This window comes from Hoeflea phototrophica DFL-43 (assembly GCF_000154705.2).
Taxonomy (GTDB): Bacteria; Pseudomonadota; Alphaproteobacteria; order Rhizobiales; family Rhizobiaceae; genus Hoeflea; species Hoeflea phototrophica.
The window spans coordinates 2925853-2952761 of the sequence record NZ_CM002917.1; the positions used below are offsets into that span (position 1 = coordinate 2925853).

24 protein-coding genes are annotated in these 26909 nt (G+C 60.0%); 7 read left to right on the forward strand and 17 right to left on the reverse strand.

Annotation, left to right across the window (positions count from 1 at the left end; all coding sequences use genetic code 11):
* Positions 1-51: 51 nt before the first annotated feature.
* The 11 genes from HPDFL43_RS13875 to HPDFL43_RS13925 all read right to left on the reverse strand — a co-directional run bounded on the left by HPDFL43_RS13875 (position 52) and on the right by HPDFL43_RS13925 (position 10259).
* Positions 52-1329, reverse strand: coding sequence for an NAD(P)/FAD-dependent oxidoreductase (locus HPDFL43_RS13875; RefSeq protein WP_007197992.1), 1278 nt, complete (start codon positions 1327-1329; stop codon positions 52-54).
* A 29-nt stretch (positions 1330-1358) separates the two neighbouring features.
* Positions 1359-2105 carry a c-type cytochrome gene (locus HPDFL43_RS13880; RefSeq protein WP_156970278.1) on the reverse strand — a complete coding sequence of 249 codons (747 nt, stop codon included), beginning with the start codon at positions 2103-2105 and terminating at the stop codon, positions 1359-1361.
* A 45-nt stretch (positions 2106-2150) separates the two neighbouring features.
* Positions 2151-3263 carry a c-type cytochrome gene (locus HPDFL43_RS13885; protein ID WP_007197994.1) on the reverse strand — a complete coding sequence of 371 codons (1113 nt, stop codon included), beginning with the start codon at positions 3261-3263 and terminating at the stop codon, positions 2151-2153.
* Positions 3247-4530: a sulfite dehydrogenase gene (gene soxC / locus HPDFL43_RS13890; protein WP_007197995.1), complete on the reverse strand. Its 1284-nt coding sequence runs from the start codon at positions 4528-4530 to the stop codon at positions 3247-3249. Before soxC ends, HPDFL43_RS13885 begins: the two co-directional genes overlap by 17 nt.
* 93 nt (positions 4531-4623) lie before the next feature.
* The gene (gene soxB, locus HPDFL43_RS13895; RefSeq protein ID WP_040449241.1) at positions 4624-6324 is read right to left on the reverse strand and encodes a thiosulfohydrolase SoxB; all 1701 of its coding nucleotides are present in this window, start codon (positions 6322-6324) and stop codon (positions 4624-4626) included.
* Positions 6325-6562: 238 nt separating this feature from the next.
* A complete protein-coding gene (gene soxA / locus HPDFL43_RS13900; RefSeq protein ID WP_084594661.1) occupies positions 6563-7417 on the reverse strand; it encodes a sulfur oxidation c-type cytochrome SoxA in 855 nt (284 codons plus the stop codon).
* 66 nt (positions 7418-7483) lie between these two features.
* Positions 7484-7807: a thiosulfate oxidation carrier complex protein SoxZ gene (gene soxZ / locus HPDFL43_RS13905; protein WP_007197998.1), complete on the reverse strand. Its 324-nt coding sequence runs from the start codon at positions 7805-7807 to the stop codon at positions 7484-7486.
* Between the two features lie 21 nt (positions 7808-7828).
* Positions 7829-8284, reverse strand: a complete 456-nt coding sequence (gene soxY, locus HPDFL43_RS13910) for a thiosulfate oxidation carrier protein SoxY (RefSeq protein ID WP_040449242.1) — start codon at positions 8282-8284, stop codon at positions 7829-7831.
* A 40-nt stretch (positions 8285-8324) separates the two neighbouring features.
* On the reverse strand, positions 8325-8789 hold the full coding sequence (soxX, locus tag HPDFL43_RS13915; protein WP_052093204.1) for a sulfur oxidation c-type cytochrome SoxX: 465 nt from the start codon (positions 8787-8789) through the stop codon (positions 8325-8327).
* 128 nt (positions 8790-8917) lie between these two features.
* Positions 8918-9511 (reverse strand): thioredoxin family protein, encoded by a 594-nt coding sequence (locus tag HPDFL43_RS13920; protein ID WP_007198001.1) that lies wholly within the window; start codon positions 9509-9511, stop codon positions 8918-8920.
* A gap of 4 nt (positions 9512-9515) precedes the next feature.
* The gene (locus HPDFL43_RS13925; protein WP_007198002.1) at positions 9516-10259 is read right to left on the reverse strand and encodes a cytochrome c biogenesis CcdA family protein; all 744 of its coding nucleotides are present in this window, start codon (positions 10257-10259) and stop codon (positions 9516-9518) included.
* Positions 10260-10391: 132 nt separating this feature from the next.
* On the opposite strand from HPDFL43_RS13925, the gene HPDFL43_RS13930 reads away from it, so the two are divergent.
* From HPDFL43_RS13930 to HPDFL43_RS13940, 3 genes are all read left to right on the forward strand, one after another.
* Positions 10392-10742: a thioredoxin domain-containing protein gene (locus HPDFL43_RS13930; protein ID WP_007198003.1), complete on the forward strand. Its 351-nt coding sequence runs from the start codon at positions 10392-10394 to the stop codon at positions 10740-10742.
* A gap of 71 nt (positions 10743-10813) precedes the next feature.
* Positions 10814-11167 (forward strand): ArsR/SmtB family transcription factor, encoded by a 354-nt coding sequence (locus HPDFL43_RS13935; RefSeq protein WP_040450231.1) that lies wholly within the window; start codon positions 10814-10816, stop codon positions 11165-11167.
* A 235-nt stretch (positions 11168-11402) separates the two neighbouring features.
* Positions 11403-12497, forward strand: a complete 1095-nt coding sequence (locus HPDFL43_RS13940) for a YeeE/YedE family protein (RefSeq protein WP_040449243.1) — start codon at positions 11403-11405, stop codon at positions 12495-12497.
* A gap of 3 nt (positions 12498-12500) precedes the next feature.
* Here HPDFL43_RS13940 and HPDFL43_RS13945 read toward each other — a convergent pair whose 3' ends face one another.
* Positions 12501-13442, reverse strand: coding sequence for an MBL fold metallo-hydrolase (locus tag HPDFL43_RS13945; RefSeq protein ID WP_007198007.1), 942 nt, complete (start codon positions 13440-13442; stop codon positions 12501-12503).
* Positions 13443-13547: 105 nt separating this feature from the next.
* Here HPDFL43_RS13945 and HPDFL43_RS13950 point away from each other — a divergent pair, with 105 nt between their 5' ends.
* Positions 13548-14657, forward strand: a complete 1110-nt coding sequence (locus HPDFL43_RS13950) for a YeeE/YedE family protein (RefSeq protein ID WP_007198008.1) — start codon at positions 13548-13550, stop codon at positions 14655-14657.
* A gap of 368 nt (positions 14658-15025) precedes the next feature.
* Here HPDFL43_RS13950 and urtE read toward each other — a convergent pair whose 3' ends face one another.
* The 5 genes from urtE to urtA form a co-directional block, all read right to left on the reverse strand.
* On the reverse strand, positions 15026-15721 hold the full coding sequence (gene urtE, locus HPDFL43_RS13955) for an urea ABC transporter ATP-binding subunit UrtE (RefSeq protein WP_007198009.1): 696 nt from the start codon (positions 15719-15721) through the stop codon (positions 15026-15028).
* Between the two features lie 3 nt (positions 15722-15724).
* Positions 15725-16465, reverse strand: coding sequence for an urea ABC transporter ATP-binding protein UrtD (urtD, locus tag HPDFL43_RS13960; protein WP_007198010.1), 741 nt, complete (start codon positions 16463-16465; stop codon positions 15725-15727).
* Positions 16462-17634, reverse strand: a complete 1173-nt coding sequence (gene urtC / locus HPDFL43_RS13965) for an urea ABC transporter permease subunit UrtC (protein WP_040449244.1) — start codon at positions 17632-17634, stop codon at positions 16462-16464. The genes urtD and urtC overlap by 4 nt, the downstream gene beginning before the upstream one ends.
* Before the next feature lie 3 nt (positions 17635-17637).
* Positions 17638-19593: an urea ABC transporter permease subunit UrtB gene (gene urtB, locus HPDFL43_RS13970; RefSeq protein WP_007198012.1), complete on the reverse strand. Its 1956-nt coding sequence runs from the start codon at positions 19591-19593 to the stop codon at positions 17638-17640.
* 65 nt (positions 19594-19658) lie between these two features.
* Positions 19659-20951, reverse strand: coding sequence for an urea ABC transporter substrate-binding protein (gene urtA / locus HPDFL43_RS13975; protein ID WP_040450233.1), 1293 nt, complete (start codon positions 20949-20951; stop codon positions 19659-19661).
* Positions 20952-21326: 375 nt separating this feature from the next.
* Between urtA and HPDFL43_RS13980 the strand changes: the two genes are divergently transcribed.
* The 3 genes from HPDFL43_RS13980 (at position 21327) to HPDFL43_RS13990 (ending at position 26828) form a co-directional block, all read left to right on the forward strand.
* On the forward strand, positions 21327-21896 hold the full coding sequence (locus tag HPDFL43_RS13980; protein WP_007198014.1) for a transglutaminase-like cysteine peptidase: 570 nt from the start codon (positions 21327-21329) through the stop codon (positions 21894-21896).
* 226 nt (positions 21897-22122) lie between these two features.
* A complete protein-coding gene (locus HPDFL43_RS13985) occupies positions 22123-23334 on the forward strand; it encodes a metallophosphoesterase family protein (protein WP_342586395.1) in 1212 nt (403 codons plus the stop codon).
* Complete coding sequence (locus HPDFL43_RS13990; protein WP_007198017.1) at positions 23334-26828, forward strand: ATP-binding protein; 3495 nt, start codon at positions 23334-23336, stop codon at positions 26826-26828. Before HPDFL43_RS13985 ends, HPDFL43_RS13990 begins: the two co-directional genes overlap by 1 nt.
* Positions 26829-26909: the final 81 nt, after the last annotated feature.

A 26909-nucleotide genomic window follows, 5' to 3' on the forward strand; every position in this document is an offset into this window, starting at 1 on the left:
CGGCCCTTCCTGGTCCGCCCCTGGGAACACTATCCGCCGGAAGGCGTGTCTTTATGCGCCGAACATGTCGGTGGTGATGCCGGCATACCAACCCACCGCCTCTTCATAGTTGGTCTTGCGAATGGCGGCATCTTCGCCGGTCTGGCTGACGAAGCCGCCGGTCGAGGCGATTTTGCCGTCGCCGGGCGCATATTGCGCGCCAACCTTGATGTTGTCGTCGGTCTCAATCAGGCTCCAACAGGTGTTGGCGAACTTGGCCGGGAACACCTTCGAACCAATCAGATCGCCGCGCACATTCATTGCCGCGACCTTTGCCTGGCTGTTGGCGGAAAAGCCCGATTTGGGCATGTCGCCGGCAATGCACGCGTCACCGATGACATAGACGGATTCATCCATGGTCGACCGCATGCTGTCCGGCTCGATCGGGCAGAAACCGCTGTCGTTGGTGAGCCCTGCTGCCGCCGCAATGGCGCCTGCCTTCTGGGCCGGGATCACGTTGAGCAAGGCGCCCGAGAATGTATCAAGATCGGTCTCCACGGTCCCCGCATTCACATCAACATTGACAATCCCGCCATGAATATCGGGGCCATACCATTCGATCATGCCCGGATAATGCTTCTCCCAGCCTTCCTGGAACACGCCCTGCTTGGAGAACTTTTCCTTCGGATCGATGATGATCACCTTCGAATCCATCAATCCCTTTTCCTTGAGCACATGTGCCATCATCGAGGCCCGCTCATAGGGGCCGGGCGGGCAGCGATAGGGGTTGGGCGGGGCGACCATGACGATCTGCTGGCCATTCTCGATGGCATCGAGCTTTGCCTTGAGCAATTGCGTCTGCGGTCCGGCCTTCCAGGCATGAGGCGCGGTTTCTGCCGCTTCTTCAGAATAGCCCTCGATCGAATCCCAGATCAGGTCGATACCAGGCGAAACCACCAACCGGTCATAGGGGACCGACGCACCATCGGCCATGGTAACCACCTTGTTGGCTCGGTCCACGCCCATGGCCATACCGGTCACTTTGGTGATGCCGTAATTCGACTGCAGGCCGTCATAGCTGTGGGTGATGGATTCAAAGGTCCGGTAACCGCCGACATAGAGATTGGAGAAGAAGCAGGTGGTGAAAGTCTCCGAACTCTCAATCAGGGTCACATCGATTGCGCCTTCCGAGTCCTTGGCGATGTAGCGGGCAGCCGTGGCCCCACCGGCGCCACCGCCGATCACCACAACACGTGGTTTCCCCTGTGCGCGCAGATAGGTTGGCAGCGCAAGTGTGGCCGCGCCGGCACTGGCGAAAAGTCCGAATTGTCGTCTGGTCAAGCGTGTCATGGTTTCCTCCCAAGTGACATATTCTGTTTCTATTGCGGCTCAAGCGAACTGAAATAGGCAGCCAGAGCCGCGATCTCGTCATTGGCGAGATTGGCCACCCGTAGTTTCATAACTTCGTTGGAACGCACATTGGTCCGGTACTCAAACAATGCGCGGATGAAATAATCCTTCGGCAGACCGACAATCGATGGAATGCCGTCAGCATGACCGGTGGCCTGATGGCAGGTCAGACAATCGCCGGCGAGATACTCCCCGTAGTCAGGGTCACCGTCGATCTGCAGCACGATGTCCGTGAAACTGTGCACTTCGCCATCCAGTTCGGAGCCTGCAACACGGGCAGGGTTTTCGGCGGGGGCGCTTTGTGTTGCGGTTTCAAGCCAGCCAATAAGGGTGGCGCGGTCATCCGCATCCGGCATGCCGCGATAGGACATGCGATTGCCCTTGATGAACCCACGCGGCTTCTCAAGAAATTGCGCGAGCGCTTCGGCATCCCAGACAAGCCCGTCTTCGCCAGCCCTGCGCATTCCGTCGGAATATTTGAAATCCGCAAGCCCCCCGGCGGGCCTGCCAAAAAGCCCATCCAGGTGTGGTCCGACCTTGTGCTTGGCCCCCTCGCCGATCTCATGGCAGGTGGCGCAGTTCTTGAACAGCCGTGCGCCCTCCTCGGCCGCCGCACCAACGGCCCAAAGCGCGACCATCTGAACGGCCATGAATAGCGCAGGCGCAAGCCGGCGAGCACCTGCACTTTCATCGTCATGGCCGTGTAGTAAACCCATCCCGTTCCTCCCGGACGCCCTCCCGCGTCTCAGCAAGCAATCGCCTCAGTCGATACCACCGCCGGTGTTCTCGTCACCCTCGCCCTCCGGCGTCACATCGAGCACCTGGGCACGCGCTGTGATTTCAACCGGTCCCGGCTTGCAATCGCTCATGCAAGGTTCAACTCCCTTGGCATAGTGTGGTTCATCCATCCGGTTGTCGTCAAAGAAATTCGTTTCATTGGGCAATCGCACCGAGGCAAAGTTTTCGTTCGAGAGCTCGAATTCCTCATCATCGACAACATCGTTGAGATACAGAAGATACGCCGTGAGCGCGTAGACATCATCATCCGACAGCGACCTGGCATCACCGAACGGCATCGCCCGGCGGACATAGTCGAACACCGTCGACAGATAGGGCCAGTAGGATCCGATGGTCTTTTCCGGCCGCTCGCGTGTGAGTGAATCCTGGCCGCCTGCAAGCACCGGCCAACGCCCCGCGCCCTCGCCGAAATCACCATGGCAAACGGCGCAGGCCTCGGTGTATATCGGCTCGCCATCCGCAACAGTGCCCTTGCCGGCAGGAAGCCCCATGCCGTCGGGTCTGATATCGATGTCCCAGGCAGCAACCTCAGCCGGCATGGCCACCCGTCCGAGACCAAAAGCACCCTTGCTGGGTTCGAAGTCCAGAGAGGCAGCGGCAGGTTCAGGCGCGGGTTCAGCAGTTGCCGCAGCTGTCTCGACAGCCGGTTCCTCAGCCTCTGCGGCTGGTGCAGCTGCGGCCTCGTCGGCAGAGAAGGTTTTCAGATAGGCCGTGAGATTGACGATGTCCTCGTCTTTTTTGAGGCCGGCAAAGGACATCTTGGTGCCCTTGACCATGTCTTTCGGCTTGATCATGAACTGTGCCAGCGTCTCGGCACTCCAGACCAGTCCACCCTCACCGGCTTCGATCATCGCCTTTGAATACTTGTACCCGTCAACCGTACCCGCCGTCCGGCCGAACATATCATTGAGATGCGGGCCGACCCGGTGCTTTGCACCCTCGCCGACCATGTGGCAGGCGCCACACTTCTTGAAGACTTTCTCGCCCGCCCCGACATCACCATCGGCCAGTGATGGGCTGGCAAAGACAGCCAACGTCAGTGCGGCAACCGCCGCCGTCTTAGGAAACTTCAACATTTTCAACCACCCCGTCAGTGTTGACGTGCCATGTCTGGATGCCATTGTTATGATAGATCGAATTCTCGCCACGCGCTGAGCGAAGCTCGTTCTTCGTCGGCTGCACAAACCCCTGATCATCAATGGCGCGCGATTGCAGAAGCAGATCGGAGCCATCCCAATTGATGTCGAGATAGAACCGGTGCAGCGCCTTGGGCAAGCTCGGCCCGTCAATGCGAGCCTGCTGCCAGTTGCGGCCGCCGTCGATCGACACATCAACGCGCTTGATCGTGCCGTCGCCCGACCAGGCAAGACCGGAGATGACCAGCGGCCCCTTGCCGTGGGTTACCGGCGCCTGGGGACTCGGGCTGGTGATCACGGATTTCACATCCATCACCCATGTGTGCCGCCGGGCCTTACCGCTGGCCAGTAGGTCGGTGTATTTCGAGGTTTCCTCGCGCTGATGCCAGGGCTCATCGCCGACCTCAAGCCGGCGCAGCCACTTGACCCACATATTGCCTTCCCAGCCGGGCACGCACAGCCGCAGCGGATAGCCCTGCTCGGCCCGCAATGCCTCGCCATTCATCTTGAAGGCGACGAGACAATCATCAAGCGCCTTCTCCATCGGGATCGAGCGGGTCATGGCAGATGCGTCGGCGCCCTCGGCGAGAAGCCATTTGCCGTTTGTCTTGACCCCGGCCTCTTCCAGCAGATAGCGCAGCGGCACGCCGGTATAGACCACGCAATGGATCATGCCGTGGGTGAACTGACAGCCATTGAGCTGGGCGCCCCTCCACTCCATGCCGCCATTGGCCGCGCATTCAAGGAAATAGACCCGGTTTTCACGCGGGAACCGTTTCAGGTCTTCCATGGTGAACACCAGTGGCGTGTCGACCAGACCGTTGATCATCAGCCGGTGTTCGGCGGGATTGATCACTGCCGTTCCGCCATGGTGGCGCTCGAAGCAGAGGCCATTGGGTGTAATGATGCCGTCAAGCTCATGCAGCGGTGTGAAATTGATCGACGACACCGGATCAGCCGTCAGCCAGGGCACATTGCGGCGAACCACATGGGCCTCAAACTCCGAAGGGCTGCCATAGGGGGCGGCATCAACACCCTCGCCCAGATAGCGGTTCCAGTCCTGGATTTCCGTAATCAGCGGATCGCCCGCGGCTTTCGCCACGCCCGTTCCTGTGGCAACAGCCGCACCCGCCATCAGACCGGTCTTGAGAAAATTGCGCCGTGACGCGGCGGTCTTGGGCCCTTTAGGCTCAGTTTCGCTTACCATGAGGTCCTCCTCCTGTGGAGCATGTCCAGCATTTGCATCTTCAACTCCGTCATGTTCCCGGCCCAACAAGAGCGTGTTCGCATCCCGTCCGCCTTATTGGATCACCTTGACCGCAGCCGCATCTGGATCCAGCGAAACGACTTGCTTCTTGGTGATGTAATCTTCCATCAGATCGTAGATTGCGGGACCTTCAACACCCTCGTTGACCGAGGCCCAGCCGCCCACAGTGTAGCTCTTGTCCGCTTCGATCGGCTCACCATTGGAGGTCAGGCGCATCTCCGAGATGCGGCTGCCCATCGCGGCATCGGGTGCGCAGGCATAGGTGAAGCCGCCGACCCGAACCATGTCGCCACCCTGTTGCAGGAACGGATCCTTGTTGAAGAGGTTGTCGCAGACATCCTCCATGATCTCTTTGAGCTGCGCACCGGTGAACTCGAGCCGGTAAACCGACGGGTAGCTCATCGAGGTCTCGGAATAGAGATCGTCGATGGTGATGTCCGAACCGGGCAGCAGCGTCGTCCCCCAGCGGAACCCGGGCGACAGCGCAATCTGCGTGTCGCGCTCTTCCATGATGCCCTGGCAGATCAGGTCATCCCAGGTGCCGTTGAAATTGCCCCGGCGGTAAAGCAGGCTGTCGGTGCGTCCGATCACCCTGTTGCACTCGTCCTCATAGGGCGCACGCACTTCATCGATCTTCGCGGCCATCTCGGGATCAGGCGTGATCACATCGGAAAACACCGGGATCAGGTTCGAGCTGAAGCCTGCAACCTTGCCATCCTTCACCTCAAGATCGATCCGGCCGAGATATTTGCCGTGCGACCCCGCCGACATCAGAAGCGTTCCGCCCACCTCCAGCGCCCGCGGCGTGGCATCATGGGTGTGACCGGTGACAATCACATCAAGGCCATTGACCACACCGGCGAGTTTGCGGTCGACATCGAACCCGTTGTGAGACAGAAGCACAACGATCTCGGCCCCTTCCGCACGCGCCGCATCCACATTGGCCTGCAGCACTTCCGGGCGGATTCCGAAGGACCATTGCGGGAACATCCAGCGAGGATTGGCGATCGGCGTGTAGGGCATGGCCTGGCCTATGACGGCGACATTGACACCGCCGCGTTCGAAAAAGGCAGTGTGTTCGAAAGCTGGCTCATCCCATTCCGCATCGAAAATGTTCGACGCCAGGAACGGATAGCCCATGGCTTCCACCAGCTCGAGGAAGCGATCTTCACCCAAGGTAAACTCCCAATGGCCGGTCATGGCATCAGGCTTGAGCAGCTTCATGCACTCGACCATGTCCATGCCGTTGGTTTTCAGTGAGCTGTAGGAGCCCTGCCAAGTGTCGCCACCATCGAGAAACAGCACCTTGTCGTCACCGCGTTCGGCGCGGATCGCCTTGACCAGCGTCGCCGTCCTGTCGAGGCCGCCAAGCCGGCCATAGGTGCGGGCGAGGTCAACATAATCGACCATGGTATGGGCGTAGGCCATGGCGCTGCCCTTCTCGATTCCGAAATACTCGAGAAACTCTTCGGCGACGAGATGCGGCGGGATGCCGGCAAAGTCACCGACACCGATATTGGTGTCCGGCGGACGGAAGAAGACCGGCTTGAGCTGGGCATGGGCATCGGTGAAATGGAGAAGTGTAACCTGCCCCTTGGAATCGAATTTGAGCAGATCGTCCTGGGTCAGCTTCTGCTGCGCCAATGCGCGGCTCACATTGGAGCCAAGGCCAGCCGCACCGAGCGCAAAGCCGGCATTGAGCGCAAATTGCATAAAATCGCGTCGGGTATACATCCCAGTCTCCATTCAGAAAAAACGACGAGCAAAGCCGTTCCGGTTTACACCAGATTGTTTTTGCCATTGCTTTTTCATTCATCACTGCGCCGGGCGTCGATTGAGACGCGGGAACGGACGCTGCGAATTCCCTGTTTCTCGCTGACCGGCCTGAACTTGGCCCGCACTACAGCTGCCCTCAAGCGCCGGTCGCGGTAGCGGCTAGGAGGCGCCAAAACGCCTCCCGCCATTTTGGTGCCTACTGGCGGACAGCGGGGGTTTCGACCGAAAGACCGGTACCGCGCCATGTCACATAGGTTTCAAGCGCCATAAGCTCATCCGAGAAAGCCTTGGGCTGCTCGGCGCGGGTGTCACGAATGCAACCGCGGAACCGCTGATGCAGTGACGTCAGGCCACTCTTGAGACGATAGGTCGGAAATCCGTTGACCTGCCCCTGGCTCAAATGGTCGGCGCGGATCATCTTGCCCATCGCAGTTTCGTGGCAGCTCGCGCAAGCGAGGTTCAACTGGCCCGTACGGGTGTAGTAAACCTCTTTGCCCTTTTCCCACCAAGACTGCATCTCACCTTGGGAAAGATCAATCTCAACCGGCATCCCAAGCGATTGATGCTTGATATAGGATGTGAGCTCCTGCTGGCCGCCCTTGTTGAATGGGAGGGCTTCAGCGCCCATCTGGTCGGTCAGGCACTTGTTGATCTGAAGCTCGACATTGATCGGCTTGCCGGAATCAGCGTCCCATTTGGGGTAATTCGCGCCAACACCCTTCATGCTCACAGCAACATCTTCATGACAGGTCGCGCAGGACTTGCCTTCAGTGCCCATCACCGTGTTCCACAGGACTTCGCCATCTTCGACGGCGATCATACCCGGATTTTCGAAAGTATCGCGGGACAGATCGCGCGTTTCGCTTTCACGGAAAAGCCAGCCCGACATCACCTCGTCAAACGGATGCCCTTCAGGCGCTGCGGTGCGCGTGACAATCGGCGTTTCGTCGATGACCAGCGTGTCGTCAACCGGATCAGCCATGGCGCCATGCACTGCGCCGAACGTCGTCGCCACCGCCAAGGCGACCCCGGCTATCAAAAGTCTCTTCATAACAGTCTCCACCCTCCCGAGAATGCCCGGCACCGGTCTCCCGCCCGCGCCGTTTCTCATTCGTTGTTAGTTGACTTCGATCGGCGCCTCGGCCTCATAGACCGAACCGTCATCATCAACCCAGGTAAACTTGAACGTACCGCTCTGGGCCACCTTGGCGTTGAACTCGAAATAGGGATTGGAAGAAATCGCCGGATCCAGATCACATTCGAACACCGTCTGCCCTTCAAAGCTGCAGGTAAACTTGTTGATGATCTGACGCGGAATCGGATTGCCGTCCTTGTCCTTGCGCTGACCCGATTCCATCTCGTGGCTGATCAGGGTCTTGATGGTAATCACCTCGCCGGCAGAAGCCGACTTGGGAACCTTGATGCGTGGTTTTGAAGCCATTGTTCTCAATCCTGTCCTGGTTCAGCCGCCGCAGCCGCCGATGGTTACCTTGACCTGCTTGGTGTCCATGAACACCGAGCCGTCCTTCATCTTCGCAACAGCGATCACGTCCTGGGTCTTTGCCAGGCGGATACGCGTTGTCGCGAGAGCGGCGCCGCTCATTTCAGTGAAATGGAACGTGGCCACTGCCGGATTCGGGTTGCCATCGGCAAACACGATGATCGATTCCACCAGATCGTCACCCGCCATGGCGCTGTCGACGCTGACGCTCACCGGAACGGTGTTGCCGTTTTCAGCAATTTCCGGTGCGGTCAGCGTGACTTTTCCTTCACCCGGCGCCGTGCCGCCCGTGAAATCCATGATGGCTTTTTGAGTCGCATCGGTTGCGGCGTTCGCAGGGCCGATACGGCCGCCTGCCAGTGTGAATGCCGCAGCACCCACAGACAGGCCTAAGACGTTTCGTCTTGTCAGTTGCATGATTTTCGAGCTCCTCTGCTCCACATTGACTTTCAGCGGCCTACTCTTTGAGTGTGCCAAGATAGGCCAAGACATCCTCGACCTGCTGTGCAGTCAGGATCGTCTTGCCGATGGATTCTTCCCGCACATCCTTGCCGACTTCCAGCGAATAAAAGCCCGGCATGACGGTTTCTTCGGTGAAAATTTCCTTGGAATTCACCAGAATAGCCCGCAGCATGGGCTCTTCCCATCGCGACGCAACACCATCCATCTCAGGCCCGACATTGCCATGAAAAAGCTGGTCAGCCATGTCGGCATTGGCATGGCAGGCAAGACAATTGCCAAGCCTGCGATTCATGAAGACCTCTGCACCCGCAGCAGGATCCCCCGCGACACCGGTCAGTGACGCGATCACACCATCATCCGTGAACTCGACAGCGTCAGGCGCGACCTCACTCGCAAAAGCGCTTCCTGACAGCGTTGCCGCTGCCGCCAGAACCACCAGAAATTTATTCCGCCTTGGCATAGGGCGTACCCTCCTCCGATTGCCCGGACACGAACGGTCCGGTTCCCTCTCCGATTCAGACGATAATCGTTTGTCGCCTGACATTCAATGCAATAATATGATTTTTTGAATGTGTAATTAGTCTAAGCTCATTCTGACTCCAGCCGTCCCGCGGCGCGCAATTCGTTGATGATGCGTGCATGGTACTTCTGGAAGTGCTCTTCGCCCTCATAGCCTTTCTCGTCAACCCATTTGAACATATTCAGAAATGTCCATTTGCCGAAGGCGCCCGGCATGGTCGCAACCGCCGCTTCGGCCGCGGTCATGCCTTCCGGCGCCTCTTCAGGCAAAAACATCAGCGTGGGCGTGAACACATAGCCCCATTTCCGCGCTGCGGTTTTCTCGGTCAGCACTTCGCCATCCAGATCAGTGACTTCCTCGTCGCCGAACATGTTGTATTGGACCACCTTGAACCGCGACTTGATGAAATCGGCCACTTCGGGGTCTGCAAGCAGCTTTTCATGCATCTGGGCGCAGTAGATGCAGCCACGCTGCTCGAAGATCATCACCAGTCGCTTGCCCTCTTCGCGCGCGGTCTCGATGTCCTCTGCGACATCACGGAAGGTCAAGGCAAACCAGTCCTGCTTGTGCAGGCCGTCTTCGCCAACCTCCGCCGACCAGGCCTGGAAGGTAAGTGTCGCGAAGGCGGCCAAAACGAGAAACACACGTCTGATCATGATCATTCTCCTATCCGATGGTGGCAAATGCAGGGAACATCTCAAGCAGCCATTGCGCGATTCGGGACATCTGCCCGGTCATGAACAATACGCCAGTGATCACCAACAGCACACCCATGGCCTTCTCAATCAAGGCCATGTGTTTCTTGAACCGGTTTGACACCGCAATGAAGCGGCTTGCGAAAAAGCCGGCAATGACAAAGGGAATCCCAATGCCAAGCGCATAAAGACCCAGCAGCATGGCGCCCTGCGCGGCGGTTTCCTTGGCCGCCGCTATAAACAGGATCGCCGCCAGGATCGGCCCCACGCACGGCGTCCAGCCAAATGCAAAAGCAAGGCCCATCACATACGCACCAACAACACCGGCCGGCTTGCGCTCAACCTGAACCCGCGCCTCGCGGTAAAGCAGCGCGAACCGGAAAACGCCCAGGAAATGCAGGCCCATCAGCAAGATGAGGATACCGGCAATGATCGCCAGAGTATCGAAATAGCGCGCCAGGGATTGGCCGATAACACTGGCTGTCGCACCAAGTGCCACGAACACCGTGGTGAAGCCGAGCACGAAGGCAATCGAGGCAACAGCGATACGGCGCGACGCAGCGCGGTCGGCGTCCGCGTTCTGGACTTCATTGAATGTCATACCGGCAAGATAGGCGAGATATGGCGGCACGATCGGCAGGACGCAGGGTGAAAAAAACGACATCAAGCCCGCCAGAAAAGCGGCTCCGTATCCGACATCGATCACCTGTGTCATCCTCCCGTGATTGCAATCCTGCGTATCCAACCGCACCAAGTCATGCAAGAATGCGTTTGCTAGATATGCAAAATACAATATATATTGCAATCACTATTTTCGGCCACCAGAAGGGGCCGCGGGAGCATCGCCATGATGTCGCGATTCACAGCAACCCTTTTCCTCCTGCTCGCATTTGCGGGATCTGCCAAGGCTGCTGAACTGATAATGTATGAACAGGCGGGCTGCGCCTGGTGCAAGCGTTTCAACGCTGAAATCGCTCCAGCATGGCCCAAGACCGAGCAGGGCAAGCGCGCTCCGCTGCGCCGTGTCGATATCCATGAACCTGTACCGGAGGATCTGGCCAATATCGCGATCGAGCGTTTCACGCCCACTTTCGTCCTTGTTGAGGAGGGTAAGGAAATCGCGCGGCTGCGCGGTTATCCCGGTGACGAGTTTTTCTGGCACCTCATCGACGACATGCTGGCCAAGCTCGACCAATGACCATGGTGGAACAGCCCTCGGAAAAGATGCGGGCAGTCTCCGACACCGAGCCGGACTGTAAGGGGCAATCAATGCCGCAGGGATCAGGACCGGGCCATTCGGATCTGGCCGCACAGGAACTGACGGATCTGGCTGTTCAGGCCCGAAAGGCCAGCGATGTGCTCAAGGCGCTGTCCCATGAAACCCGGCTGATGATCCTCTGGCTTTTGTCGAAAGAGGAGAGAACGGTTTCCGAGCTGGAAGATCTTCTCTGCCTGCCCCAGGCCGCCGTCTCACAGCAACTTGCCCGTTTGCGCTTCGACCGTCTGGTCCAGGCGCGGCGCGAAGGCAGGATGATCCACTACTCGATCTCCAGCGTCGAGATATCGGCTCTGGTCGCCAGCATGTACGACCTGCTTTGCCAACCGGTGAAAGATGACAGCTGATACGATTCCATCAAGGCGCGGAAATGATCCCGAAATTGTTGAGGTTGCGAAGCTGGTGCCAGCTCAATAGTCTTCGCAGACCAGATGTCCGGGGCGGAGCCCGGTCAGACGGAAGATCGGCCTTGAGGAGGGACGGTCAAAATTGAGGACGGACACGGCGGCGGCCCCACAAGGCGCCAAACCAGTGTCCGGATAGCCGGTGCCAAAACGCCGGTCACAGGGAGGGAACGTCATCATGCTCGATTCAGGGTGGGTGCTTGCAGTGTCCGGTTGCGCGGTCGGCGGGGTCATCGGCTTTACCGCGAGGCGAAGCCATTTCTGCACCATGGCAGCGTTGGAACGTCATTGGTATGCTGGCGATGACCGCCCGCTGCGGTCCTGGGTGCTCGCAGCCATCACCGCGCTGATTGCCACCCAGGTGCTCGCCGCAACCGGTTTGGTTGATGTCAGCAGATCCTTCTACCTTACCGAACCAATGCCGCTCGCCGGCGCCATCCTTGGCGGCCTTATGTTCGGTTTCGGCATGGCCCTGGTCGGCACCTGCGGCTTTGGAGCGATCGTGCGGCTGGGCGGAGGCAATCTGCGCGCACTGGTGGTACTAACCGGCCTCGGGCTTGCGGCACTCGCAGCTCAACGGGGTATCACCGCACATATACGGATCAATCTGCTCGAGCCGATGTCCATTGACCTGAATGCCTATGGCGGCCAGTCCCTCGGCGCGCTTGCCTCCGGGATGCTCGGGTTCAATGTGGCGCTGCCATTGGCGCTGCTCATTGGTGCAGGCGGTTTGTGGTGGGTGTTCAAATCATCAGTCTTCCGCGCCGAGCGGAGCCGGGTTTCTGCGGGAATCATCATCGGCTTGTGCATTGCCGCGGGCTGGGTCATCACCAGCAGCTACGCCGCCCATGCGCTGCGGCCGGTCCAGGTCGAGGCAGGCTCCTTCGTCATGCCGGTCGGCGATACCATCCTGCAGATCATCGCCTTTACCGGAGAATTTCCCGATTATGGCGTGGGTCTGGTCGTGGGCGTGTTTCTGGGCGCAGCCCTGTCCGCCTTCCGTTCCGATGACATGCGCTGGGAAGCCTGTGACGATGCACGCGAACTCGGTCGCCATCTGTTGGGCGCATTCCTGATGGGAACCGGCGGCGTCTTTGCACTCGGCTGCACCATCGGCCAGGGCGTGAGCGCGTTCTCACTGATGGCGATATCGGTTCCCTTGGTGATGATCTCGATTGCCCTGGGCGCACGGATGGGGCTTGGCATGCTCGTCGAGGGCACCCCCTTCGGCTTCATCGCCGACTGGCGTGCCCCCAAATCGGAAAATCCGTAACGCTTATCCCTCAGCCATAAATCGGAAGACGATGCCGTTGCGCTCCACCCTGCCCTTTCCAGGATCAGGCAGATGGTAGGCAGCCAGTCGTGCCTTGTCAGTCACCAGACGGTCCAGCAACGATGCCCGGGTGGCAATTCCCTTGTCCGGATCCTGATCCGAACCACTCGGCCAGTTGGGATGCTCGAACGACACGATGTGATGCAGGATCGCGTCACCGGCGATCAGCACCGGATCGTCACCACCATGCAGCATGAAGGACATATGGCCCGGCGTATGGCCGGATGTGTCAACGGCCTCGACGCCCGGCAACACTTCAGTGCCGGGTTCGAACAGGTTGATGCTGTCCTTAAGAAAAGCCATCCGGTTCTGAGCACCTACGGCGAAGCTCTTGCGCGCCTCCGGCATCGCATCAACGGTGCCCGGGTCGCGCCAATAGTCCCATTCCGCCCGGCCCATATGGTAGGCGGCATTGGCAAAAACCAACTCGTCGAAATCATCGACCAGTCCCCACAGATGGTCCGGATGGGCATGGGTGAAGATCACATCCGTCACATCTGCAGGATCAAGCCCGGCGTCGGCCATATTGTCACCGAGTTGCCCCGCCGACGGCATGAAATTGGGGCCGGCACCGAGATCAAACAGGATCACCCGATCGCCTGTTTTAAGCACCGGGATGTTGCAATCGGGAACCAGCGTGTCTGTCGGCAGACCATTGGCTTCAAGCAGTGCAACAAGTTCATCCTGCGGCGCGTCGGGATAGGAAAAGCTCAACGGCAACACCAGATTGCCGTCACTGATGACCGACAACACCCCATCCCCGATTTCAAAAGCCTGCGCCGGGCTTGCGCCCATAAGCCCGGATCCCGCCGGCAGAACCATGGCGGCGCCCGCAGCCACCCCGCCCTTGAGAAGATTGCGTCTCGTCAGATCAAGCGAATCCATAAAAATACCTCCCACATATATTTATTTGAATATTTGCTTTTGTCTTGACCCAGGTCAATGTGCTTTGGCGAAAATAGCCGATTGTGAGCGTCAGGGGGACACAAAATGGACCTTGCGCAACTGGCCGACCGGTTCGGCGACAATTGGACACTTTTGATCGGCGGTGCCGTGATCGGCGCGCTGTTTGGCGCGTTCGCCCAGCAGAGCCGTTTTTGTCTGCGCGCGGCAGCCATCGAGTTCTCCCGCGGCCAGATCGGCAGCAAGCTTGCGATCTGGCTGATCGTGTTTTCGACAGCCATAACCGGCACGATGATACTGTCCAACCAAGGCCTGTTCCTGGCCCGCGAGGCCCGTCAGCTGGCCTCTCCGCAAAGCCTCTCGGGCGCCGCCATCGGTGGATTGCTGTTTGGTGCGGGCATGGTGCTCGCACGCGGCTGCTCGTCGCGCCTGCTGGTGCTTTCGGCAACAGGCAATCTGCGCGCGCTGCTCTCAGGTCTGGTGTTTGCCGTCGTGGCGCAGGCGAGCCTGCACGGATTTCTCTCGCCTCTGCGCGAGACCCTGGCCGCGCCACTAACCACGATCACCATCGGCTCGAATGATCTGCTTACGCTTTCCGGCGTGTCCGGAACGGCTGCAGGCGTGATCGTCGCTCTGGGGTTTGTTGCAAGCATCGGCCTGGCGGTATGGCGCAGGATCGGTCTCTGGACAGCGCTCGCCGCACTCGGCGTCGGCGCCTGCATCCCGCTGGCCTGGTGGTTTACCAATGCCATGGCGTCCGTGGCCTTCGAGCCGGTCCAACTGGAGGCCTTGAGCTTCACCGGCCCGTCCGCCGACACGCTGATGCTGTTCTTGTCGCAACCCGGCTCGATGATCGATTTCGATGTCGGCCTGGTTCCGGGCGTCTTCCTGGGCGCCTTCATCGCGGCCTGGCTAAGCGGACAGCTTCAGTTGCAGGGGTTCGAAGATGGTGCGTCGATGCGCCGGTATCTGACCGGTGCCGCACTGATGGGGTTTGGCGGCATGCTCGCCGGCGGCTGTGCGGTCGGCGCGGGCGTCACCGGCGCCAGCATCTTTGCGCTGACCGCCTGGGTGACGCTGTTTGCCATTTGGATCGCCGCCGCCGCCACGGACTGGGTGGTCGACCGCAAGTGGCCCGAACGACGGTCGCTCAAGAGCGGCCTGTCCGCCGAAATACAGCTGGACGCCAGCCCGTAGCAATCCCGCGAAATCTTACGGGAGGGCCAGGTTTCCACCGGCTTGCCTTACAGGAGGTTTAGGGAAAAAGAGCCGCCAGGCGGAATGGGTCTCGGTCAAAACCCTGCGGAAGGAAACCCGCCCAGCGGCTCTTTGTGCACCCTTTTCAGGCGTCTTCTTGGTCGCGCCGGTTTCGGCGTCGTTTTCGATCCCCTCTGGATCTGCACTTTAGAAAGCACGTGCCGTGCCAGTTTCCAAACACCCGGAAACAATGGATTTTTTCGCCTTTGGAAGGCATCCGATGCACAGCATTTCGGCAGTTGGTGCCAAACCCTGCGCCAATCGCCTAACTTGCAATCAACACAGCGCTCCCATCAAAGTCGCGGCCCTTACACCGACACAGCTTGGCGCAGGCTTTCCTTGCTGACGCTCTCACGGTCGCCTTCAATCTTGACCTCGCCGCGTTCAAGCACACAGAACCGGTCTGCAAGGCCGTAGGCGAATTCGAAATACTGCTCCACAAGCACAATCGCCATCTCGCCCTGATCCCGCAGCAACGCGATCACCCGGCCGATCTGCTGGATGATGTTGGGCTGGATGCCTTCGGTCGGCTCATCAAGCAGCAACAGTTTCGGCTTGGTGATCAACGCCCGCGCAATGCTCAATTGCTGCTGCTGTCCCCCAGACAGGTCGCCGCCGCGCCGGTTTCGCATATCCTTGAGCACGGGAAACAGATCGTAGATATGATCCGGGATCCCACGTTCGGATCGCGGCAGACAGGCAAAACCGGTCTCAAGATTTTCCGTCACCGTCAGCAGCGGGAAGATATCGCGTCCCTGTGGCACATAGCCGACACCTTTGGCAGCGAGGTCATAGGCCGGGGGTTTGGCCAGCACTTCGCCATCAAGCCGGTATTCGCCTCCAGAGCGGTGATGCACACCAGAGATGGCTTTCAAAAGGCTGGTCTTGCCCACGCCGTTGGTCCCCATCACACAGGTCACCTTCCCCGTCTCGGCGCGCAGCGACACACCTTTCAGGATTGGCGACTGCCCGTAATGCAGGGTGAGGTTTTCGATCTCAAGCATCTCTCAGCGCCCCAGATACACGTCAATGACGTCGGAATTGGCGGTCACATGGTCAAGCGAGCCTTCGGCCAGAACCGATCCCTCATGCAGCACCGTCACCTTACAACCCAACCGGCGAACGAACTCCATATCGTGTTCGACAACCACGACCGCCCGCGTCTCTGCCGCCCGCCGCAACAGATCGGTGGTATGCTCGCGCTCACCCAGCGTCATCCCCGCCGCAGGCTCGTCGACCAGCAGCAGCTTCGGATCCTGAGCCAGCAACATGCCGATTTCCAGCCATTGCTTCTGCCCGTGCGACAGCTCCCCGGAGATGCGGTCCAGTTCGTCAGACAGACCGATTTCGGCCGCAAGGGCCTCGATCCGGTCCGTATCCTCGCTTGTAGGCCGGTAGACCATCACCTGAAACGGAGAGCGGTCTCCGCTCAAAGCCATCATCAGATTGTCGCGCACGCTTTGGCTCTCGAACACGGTGGGCCGCTGGAATTTCCGTCCGACACCGGCGCGCGCGATCTGACTCTCCGACATCCGCAGCAGATCCATCATCGGATCACCAAAACGCACCTTGCCTTCATCCGGCCGGGTCTTGCCCGTAACGATGTCCATAAACGTCGTCTTGCCGGCACCATTGGGCCCGATCACCGCGCGAAGCTCCTGGCTGCCGATTTCGAAGGACAGACCATTGATCGCCTTGAACCCGTCAAACGAAACCGAAACAGAGATCACCTCAAGAAGCGCGCTCATGGGGCGTCCTTTCTGATCAGCCGGTCAAACAGCCCGCCGATCCCGTTCGGTGCGTAAAGCGTCACCAGCACGAAGCCGAAGCCCAGCAGCACCTGCCACCAGTCCACCCAGTCGACGGTGTAGAAGCCCAGCGGGATGCTCGGCACCTGCCCGCCGGTGAACCAGGACGACAGCAGCGAAACCAGGGCTGCGCCGATAACGGCGCCATAGATACGGCCGCGGCCACCGATCGCGACCCAGACAGCCAGATAGATCGACGCAATAGGCGCAATTTCCGCAGGATTGATGATGCCTGCCTGCGGGTAATAGAGCGCACCCGCGATCGCCGCGATCACAGCAGTCAGCGTGAAAACCACCAGCTTGTAGGCTTCGACCGGATAGCCCATGAACCGGATTCTTGTCTCGTCATCACGGATCGCCGTGATCACATTGCCGAACTTGCCCGAGACCACATAGGCGGCAAGCACATAACCGAGCCCCAGCGCCAGCGCGGAGGCCAGGAAAAACCACACCGAAACCACCGATTGCGGAACCTCCGTGAGACCCGGCAGGTTCTGCAGGCCCGAAAGCCCGTTGTTGCCGCGCAAACCGGAATCGTTCTGGAACAGGTAAAGCGACAGCGCCAGCGTCATCGCCTGGGTCAGGATCGAGAGGTAAACCCCCGTCACCCGCGAGCGGAAGGCCAGCCAGCCGAACACCAGCGCCAGAAGCCCGGGCACCAGAACCACCAGCGCCAGCTGTGCCGCCAGACTGTCGGCGAAGTACCAGACAATCGGAATCTCTGAACCACCGACCACACCGAAGATCTGCGTTCCGATCGCGTCGCGCACTTCGTCCGGCGTTGGCGGCAGTTCCGCACTGGAGAGCGAATTGAGAACGATGTCCTTGGTCCGCTCATACATCAGCCACATGCCGATCATGTAGCCGCCAAGCCCGAAGAAGGCGAAATGCCCCAGTGACAGGATCCCGCAATAGCCCCAGACCAGATCCATCGCGATGGCGATCAGGCACAGGCACAGGGTCTTGCCAAGCACCTTGACGAAACTGGTCGACACCAGTCCGATCCCGAAACCTTCGGACAGCACCGTGACCGCAAGCGTGAAGGCCGCCAGCAGCAGGATGAAGATCAGCACCGAAGGTTGGCGCACAAGCAACGACTTACTCACCATGGTTCAATCCCCCGCCGCGCGGCCCTTGAGGGCAATGATGCCCTTGGGCCGGAACTGAATGAAAATGATGATGAAGATGATCATGTAGGTCTGCGCGGCAAGCGTGTTCGACGGATTGAAGAACTCGATGAGCTTCTGCAGCGAGCCGATCATCCCGGCGCCCGCCAGCGTTCCCCAGATATTGCCGACACCGCCCACGACCACGGTCATGAAGCTCTGCACGATGTAGCTTGAGCCCAGTTCCGAGGTGACTTGCGCGAACAAGCCGATTGCAACGCCGGCAATGCCCGCAATCCCGGAGCCCAGGCCAAAGGTCAGCATGTTGATCCGGTCGGGGTTGATGCCCATGGAAGAGGCCATGCGCGGGTTTTGCGTCACCGCCCTCACCTCGAGGCCGAGCCGCGTGCGGTTGAGAATGAACAGCAACAGCCCCAGAAAGATCAGTGCAAGCACGAAGATCGCGATGCGGATATAGCTGATCGAAACCACATCATTGAGCACCCAAGCGCCATCGAGCCAGGACGGCGCCGTCAGCGGGCGTGCCTGGGTGCCGAAGATGTTCTTGGCGATCTGCTGCAGCGCAATCGAAATCCCGAACGTGGCAAGCAGCGTTTCAAGTGGCCGGTGCGCCAGATGGCGGATGACGAGACGTTCCAGGGCAACACCCGCCATGAAAGCCACGGCAAAGGCCAGCGGCAAAGCAACGATGATGGAGACCGTATAGTCGGGAATGATCTGCTGCACCACATAACCGGTGTAGGCGCCGATCATGATGAACTCGCCATGGGCCATGTTGATCACCCCCATCACCCCAAAGGTGATGGCAAGACCAATGGCCGCCAGAAAGTAGATCGACGCAAGCGACAAACCGTCCAGCGCCAGATCGGCCACCTGGTAAAGACCCACGGTGGTGCTGATCTGGGAAAGCGCTGATTGAGCCGCAGCGGTGATGGCCGGATCCGGCTCATCATAAACCTCCACAAAGACATGCCCCTCGAGTGCAGCTGCTTGCTCCGCCTCTGTCACCAGGTCAGGCACCAGGCCGGATTGGGCAAGCTGGCGGTAGGCCCAGTCTCTCGCGTCCTGCGTCGAAAGCTCGGCTACCGGAACACCCCCGACCACGCCATCTTTGATGTTGGCAACCAGTGCCTGCTTGCGCGCATCGAGCGGCACGATGGGTCGGGCCTCGCCTGCGTCGACCAACATCTGATAGGCGGCGTCCAATTCGATACCGGTTCCCGGAACCAGCGTTCTGGCGATATTGATTCCGTCCGGCAGTTCTTTGTGAGCCTCCAGGCGAGTGGTAACCAGGGGATTGAGCGCGGCGCGCACATCCACATCGGCATCGCCGGAAAAACTCTCGATGGCGGCTATTCTTGCTGCCTGGTCGGTCCCGAACTGGATGGTCAACAACAATTCAAGCCGCACTTTACGTGCCTTGATCACCGGATCTGTCTCGGATTCGATGGCAGCCCGCAACACACTCAGATGAGAGGCATCGGCATTCCGCTCAAGCGCTGTCAAAGCCTCGAGACGGCGCTCCGGATCCGGGTCGGAAAGCTGAAACTGCACCAGTGCGGAGGCGATCACCGCCCGCACACCGCTGTTGGGCTTCAAATTCTTCATGTCGCGTTGGGCAACCGCCTCGACCTCTGCACCGCTGTCGAGATCGATCAGCATGAGATCGCCATCATCCAGCTCCCGGACATAGAAGAACCGGCCATCGGACTGGCGTTGCCACACCAGCTTTTCCCGCCAACTTTCGAAAAACACGGCCAGGCCGGGCGCCTTGCTGGCGATCAGATCGTCAAGCACCGGGCCGATCGTCCGGCGTGAAGGACGTTCGATCATCTCTCGATGGGTTTCAAGAACAGCGTTGAGGCTGGCTTCCTGCGCCTTGACGGGAGCAACGCCACAAAACAGTGCAATCAAGATCAGGGGAAGGAGTATGCGGAGCATAAAAACTCTCAGGGATTAAAGCAAAATGACTGAGGGGGCCCGAAGGCCCCCTCGCCTTTTAAAGCTTAGTAGTTCGACTGGATCTGCACGCAGGTCGAAGTCTCGGTGTTGTACATTCCGCAACCGAGCTCTTTCCAATCCGACTTCAGAACAGCCGATTCAGGCAGGAAGTCGGTCCAGGCATCACCGGGGACTTCTGCTGTCTGGCTGATGATGTCGAACTGGCCGTCAGCCTGGATTTCGCCGATCAGCACCGGCTTTGCCAGATGGTGGTTCGGAAGCATCACGGCGGTGCCGCCGGTCAGGTTCGGCACTTCGAGGCCATACATGGCTTCACGAACAGCATCGACATCGGTGGTGCCTGCGGCCTCAACAGCCTTGACCCACATTGCAAAGCCGATCACGTGTGCTTCCATCGGGTCATTGGTGACGCGCTCTTCGCCTGCGAAGGCTTTCCACTTGGCCACAAACTCAGCATTGATGTCGCTGTCAGCGGACTGGAAGTAGTTCCAGGCTGCCAGATGGCCTACCAGGTTGGAAGTGTCCAGACCGGCGAGCTCTTCCTCACCCACGGAGAAAGCGACAACCGGAATATCGTCGGCCGAAACGCCGGCAGCAGCAAGTTCCTTGTAGAAGCCGATATTGGCGTCACCATTGATGGTCGAGATCACACCGACCTTCTTGCCGTCGGCGCCAAGCGCCACCACGTCAGCAACGATCTTGGACCAGTCAGAATGCCCGAACGGGGTGTAGTTGACGAAGATGTCTTCGGCAGCAATGCCCTTGTCCTTGAGATAGGCCTCAAGAATGTTGTTGGTGGTGCGCGGATAGACGTAGTCGGTGCCAAGCAGCGCAAACTTTTCGACGCCAAGCTCTTCCAGGAAGTAGTCAGTTGCCGGAATTGCCTGCTGGTTCGGCGCAGCACCGGTGTAGAAGACATTCTTGGAGGATTCTTCGCCCTCATACTGGACCGGGTAGAACAACAGGCCGTTGAGCTCCTCGATCACCGGCAGAACCGACTTGCGGCTCACCGAAGTCCAGCAGCCGAACATCACGTCGACATTCTGAACGGTCAGAAGTTCGCGTGCTTTTTCCGCAAAAAGCGGCCAGTCCGAAGCCGGGTCGACCACGACCGCTTCAAGCTGCTTGCCCAGAAGACCGCCCTTGGCGTTCTGCTCGTCAATAAGCATGAGCATAGTGTCTTTAAGGGTTGTTTCCGAGATCGCCATCGTGCCGGAAAGCGAGTGCAACACGCCAACCTTGATGGTTTCTTCCTGGGCCTGAGCCACATTCGAAAGAAGTGCCGTGGAAAGAAGCGCCGCTGCCCCCGCATTGCGCAATTTTGTCGTTATTTTCATATCAGCCTCCGAGCTGTTGCTGTTCACGAAGGGAAGCAAAGCAAGCCGCTTGCCAATTCGTAAAGATCTGGTGAAATCCACTGATTCCAACGGGTTCAAAACGATTTTGCCGTCAACTCAGAGCGTCACAAACCCCATGTTGCTGAAAAATTAGGCGCTGAGGATTTTTTGTGCACCTAACGGACCTGCCTGGATCGCCAACCACAAGACTGTGTGCTTTTACGTTCAGCCCTGACAGAAAGACTTCAGATCAGACAAATCCAAACAGTCCGGCACTTGCCATAGTCCGTGTTTTGAAGTCTCATGACCAGGCAAATTGCCTTGTTGCCCGTCCGTCTGACGATCCGAACACAACAACGGAGCCTCGCTGTATCCATGAGCATCCCCGCCATACTCCTGGTCGCGATTGTTGGTCTGTTCGGCTTTACACCTCCATCAATGGCTTCGGTCTGGTTGAAAACCGGCAAGGAGACCTCCAGACCCTATGGTCACGTGGACTACTGCGCCCGCAATGTTTCTGATTGCCGCAGCCGAACGGTTTCCTCGAAACTGCCGGCCGCGAGCCTCAGCCTGCTCAAGCGGGTCAATCTTTCGGTCAACAAGGCCATCAAGCCGCAGGCGGATCAGCAGGCTTTTGGCCGCAAGGAATACTGGACGGCGCGCACCCGCAAAGGCGATTGTGAGGACTACGCACTGGCAAAACGCGCCAAACTGCTCAGGCAGGGCTACAAGTCCTCCCAATTGCTGCTCACCATGGGTCACAATGGTGTGGAACCACATACCGTGCTGGTGGTGCGGACCCGCGACGGCGACTTCGTCCTCGACAATCTGTCCGATGATGTGAAGACGGTAAAAACAGCCGGGATCCGCTTCAAGAAAATCCAGTCGCCTGACCATGCCGGCCGCTGGCTTCGCGTGACGGGAAAGACCAGCCGGCAGCCCTGAACCACAGAAATCCCGTTGCACCTGCTGCACCCGATTGCAATCTTCGTGCCGGAACGCAAGATAGAATGGGCTGTAGATGACCCGCACGTCTATGCTATGGATGCATCCTTCGAGTCCCGTATGCCCTTGACTGCTCCGGGCCAACCCGGAGGACTTTTCGATCACTGCTTTCCGCTTCGTCCACACCGCCGACATTCATCTGGACTCACCGCTCAGGTCACTGGCGCTGCGCGATCCGGATCTGGCTGATCTGATCGGAACCGCCACCCGGACCACCTTCAGCCGGATCATTGATCTGTGCCTGGATGAAAAGGTCGATGCACTTGTCATTGCGGGCGATCTCTATGACGGCGAGCAAACCTCTATGAAAACCGCCCGCTTTCTCGCCGGTGAATTGGGCCGGTTGGCAGATGCGGGCATTGCCACCTACATCATTCGCGGCAACCATGACTCCCTCTCCAGGATCACCCGGGAGCTGATGTTGCCTGACACCGTCAAGCTTTTTGGCGGACGCGCGGAATGCGTGACCATCGACCGGGGCCCCGGCGAAAAGCCGGTTGCCATCCATGGACTGAGCTTTTCCGACCCGACCGCACCCGAAAGCCTGCTGCCGCGTTTCAAGCCAGCCGTCGCAGACGCCATCAACATCGGCATCCTGCACACCAGCCTTGGCGGCGCGCCGGGCCACGACCCCTACGCGCCCTGCAGCCCCGCCGAACTTCATGCCACCGGCTATGATTACTGGGCACTTGGTCACATCCACAAGCGCGCCGTGATCGAGGGCGCAAGCACCATCGTCATGCCGGGCATTCCACAGGGCCGCGACATCAATGAGGACGGGCCGAAATCGGTGACGCTGGTTTCGATCGATGACGATGAAACGGTAACGCTTGAGGAAAAGCGGCTGGCGCTGGCCGAGTTCCAGCGGGTCCGGATCGACGCCAGCCAAAGCACAGAGTGGGAAGAGCTTGTGCGGTCAATCAGCGCCGGCCTCGAACAGGCCCGCAAAGACGCAAGTGCCCCGGAACTGGTGGTTCGGCTGGAACTGACCGGAACAACCCCGCTTGCCTGGCGCATGCGCCGCGACGCCGATCTGCTGCTCGCCGAAACCCAGGAGCGCGCGAGCCGCATCGGATCCGTCTGGGCCGAGAAACTTGAGCTCGATTGCCAGCCCCCCGGTGCGACGGCATCCCCAGGCGCTGATCCGCTGGTCGAGTTGCAAACGCTGATCGCAGACCGCGTGCTCGAATCCCAAGGGTTCAATCTGGCCTACAAGGCGCTCGCCGAACAGCTCCAGGCGCAATTGCCCACGGACTTGCGCGATTTGTTCGGCAGCACCGAGGATCAATCCGCTCAAACACTCCAGGACCTCAGCAAAGACGGCGCGGCCGACGTGCTTGCCCGGCTGCGCACCGGTTCCTCGGACGGAGCCTCCTGATGCGGCTCAACCGGCTCGATCTCACCCGTTACGGCAAATTCACCGACCATGTGATCGACTTCGGCCGGCCAAGCGCCGGTTCCCCTGATCTGCATCTGATTTACGGCCCCAACGAGGCCGGAAAATCGACCCTGTTCAATGCCTGGCTCGACCTCCTGTTCGGGATCGGCGCGCAAAGCAGCTACAATTTCCTCCACCCCTACCCGACCATGCAGATCGGCGCAGCGGTGGAGCTTGGGGAGGAGGCGCGCGAGTTCGTCCGGATCAAGCGTCCGCAAAACAGCCTGCTAGACACCAGCGGCCAGCCGATACCGGAAACGACTCTGACAGCCGCACTCAGCGGGCTCGACCGCGAGAGCTACCGGACCATGTTCTCGCTCGATGACGAGACGCTCGAACAGGGCGGCGAGAGCATTCTCGCCAGCCGCGGCGATCTGGGCGAATTGTTGTTCTCGGCAAGCGCCGGCCTTGGCGATCTCTCGCAGCAACTGGTCAGAATCCGCGCGGAAGCCGAAGGGTTCTACAAGTACCGCGCCCGCTCGGGTGAACTGGCCGATCTCAAAGCCCAGCTTGCGGTGCTGAAGGCTGAACGCGACACCCTCGACACCCAGGCCAGCGATCACGCCCGCCTCACCACCGCTCATTCCGAAGCCACCGCCCGCCATGCCGAAGCAAACGGCGAACGCCGCCAGCTCCGCACCCGGCTGCAATCTGTGGACGCAGTTCTCCGCGCCCTTCCGCGTGTCGCCGAGCGCAAAGATCTTGAAACCCGGTTGGAGCAGTATGACGGCACCCCCGATGCCCCGCCCGAACGCGCCGACGAGATCGTAAGGCTGCGTGAGCAGGAGGCACGGCTTGAGGCAAGTGCGGATGCGCTCGAACAACAGCTTGTCCGGCTGGATCAGGAACTGGGCGGGATCGGGATCGATGACACTATTCTTTCCATGCGCGATCGTTTGACCGAGCTTGAGACATTGCAGGCCCGCCACGCCACGGCGCTTGAGGATGTGCCCAAGCTCAGACTGACGCTCGGCGACAGCAACGCGGAAATCGGCCAGTTGTTGATCCGTCTCGGACGCCGTGATCAGCCTGACGCGGAGGATCTGCTGTTCGACGCGGCAACAACAGCGGCACTGAACGAACGCATCAATGAGCGCAGCGCGATCGATGCCCGGCTGTTGGCGGCGAAGAAAGAAGCAAGGGATGCCGAGGCACGGCACGAGGAAACGCTCGCATCCCTGCCCGAGGGGGCAAATCCTGCGGACAGCGCGACGCCCGAAACATGGCAAAGCCAGCTTGCGGACCTCACCCGGGCGCTGGCCAAGGCGCGCAACGAGGATCGTGGCCACCGCTTGAAGGCGGCCCAACGCGAACTGGAGATGGTGCGCGACCGGCGCGATGCGCTTTTGGCATCTCTCGCGCCCTGGACCGGCGGGATGTCCGGGTTGCAGGCGATGATCCCTCCGCATGCGGACCAGATCGCTGCATGGAAAGCTGAACTTGAGGATCAGGCCCGCAACAAGTTGCGGCTGGATGACGAGATTGCGCGGATCGAGAGCCTCCTGCGCAGACTGGAGGCCGAGCGCGACACCATCTCCCAGACGACTGATCTGCCCGCAGCCGATGCGCTCGCAAATTTGCGCACCCGGCGCGACGAGGCCTGGGAGCAGCACAAGTCCGGTCTGTCCAAAGCCACCGCCGAGGCTTTTGAAACTGCAATGGCAGACTATGACGCCGCGATTGAACGGCACCTGGCCTTCCACGCCGATGCGGCCAAGCTGCGCGAAATCGCCTTGCAGACCGCAACGGCCCGTGCCGATCTCGACGGCGCCTTCACAGCCCGGCAAAAGCTCGCCGACCAATCCGGCGCCTTGGCCACGCAATGGGCTGCCCGCATCACGGCCATGGCTCCGGCTCTCGATGACAACGCAATGGAGCTGTCGCCCGGAATGCTTGAGGACTGGCTCCGCCGCCGCAGCGAAACCCTCGAGGCTCAACAGCAGCTCCAGCAATGCGAGCGGCAGGTCGAAGCCGCGCAGCAAGACCACGAAGCCTCATATGAGAGGCTTTCCAAAGCACTCTCTGCCCTGGGGGAAAGGGCAACCAGCGACGATGGGTTTGACTCACTGGTCGACCGTGCCGAAACGCTGATCAGCCGCGAAGCGCGGCTCACGGGCCTGTTCCAGGCGGAAACCGCAGCGCGCCTTGACCTCGAGCGCCGGCAAACCGAGTTGCGTGACGCCGAGGAACAGGCACAAGCCTGGGTCATCGCCTGGAAGGAGATCTGCGCAAAATCCTGGCTCGGCGAACGCGACCAGATGCCGGTACCCGACGAGGTGCGCGAGATCCTCGCCCTGCTCACCGAACTCGGCCCGGCGCTCAAGCAGCGTGCGGGCCTGGGCGACCGCATCACCAAGATGGAGCGCGATCAGGCCGACTATGAGAACGCAGTCACCGCACTCGCCACCGAGGCAGGCATCGACGCCAACGGGATGTCCGCCACCCATCTCGCCCATCGCCTCGCGGAAAGATATGCGGCAGCCGATGCGGCTCAAAAGCAGCACCAGGCATTGACAACCCGGCGCGAGGAAACCCTTGAGCAGCAACGCGCCCATGCCGAGACCATGGCCGCGCACCAGACACTTAAAGCTGAATTGCTTGCGGCTCTCGAGGCGGAAGACCTGGCTGATGCCGCTCAAAAAGTCCGCCAGTCAGGCGAACGCCGCGCACTTCGCGACCGGCTTGAAGCGCTCGACCGGCAACTCTGCGAGACCCTCAACGCGGCCTCGATCGATGAGGCCCTTGCCGCGTTGGAGGACGCCGACAGCGCGGCCCTTGATCAGGAAAAACGCGATATCGAGGCGGACCTCGAGACCCTCGACACCGATGTGCAGGAACTCCACGCCGCCCGCTCGCGCGCCCGGGAAGCGCTCGATGCCATTGGCGGCGATGATGCCGTGGCCCGCATCGAGCAGCGCCGCCGCACCACGCTTGAGGCCATTGCCGAGGGGGCTGGAAACTACCTCAGGCTGTCAGGCGGCGTTCTCGCCATGGAGCAGGCGCTCACGCTCTACCGCGAGCATCACCGCTCGACCATGATGGCGCGCGCCTCCGACGCCATCAAGACCATCAGCCGCGGTGCCTACACCGGTCTCGCCGCCCAGCCGGACAAGGACCGCGAATTGCTGATCGCTCTCACGGCGGATGGCGGCTCGAAACAGGCAAGCGAAATGTCCAAGGGCGCGCGGTTCCAGCTTTACCTGGCGTTGCGCGTTGCCGGCTATCACGAATTTGCCCAGTCGCGCCCCACCGTGCCCTTCATTGCCGACGACATCATGGAAACCTTTGATGATTTCCGCGCCGAAGAGACCTTTCGCCTGTTTGCGCAAATGGCCGGTGTCGGCCAGGTGATCTACCTCACCCATCACCGCCATCTCTGTGACATCGCCCGCACGGTCTGCCCCCAGGTGCACATCCATGACCTGACGGCCTAAGCACCTCGTCACCGCCGATTTCACAACAGGGCCAGAACAGCCAGTCAATTTTACCCGCCTTTTTGCCCGCGCGTCGCTTGG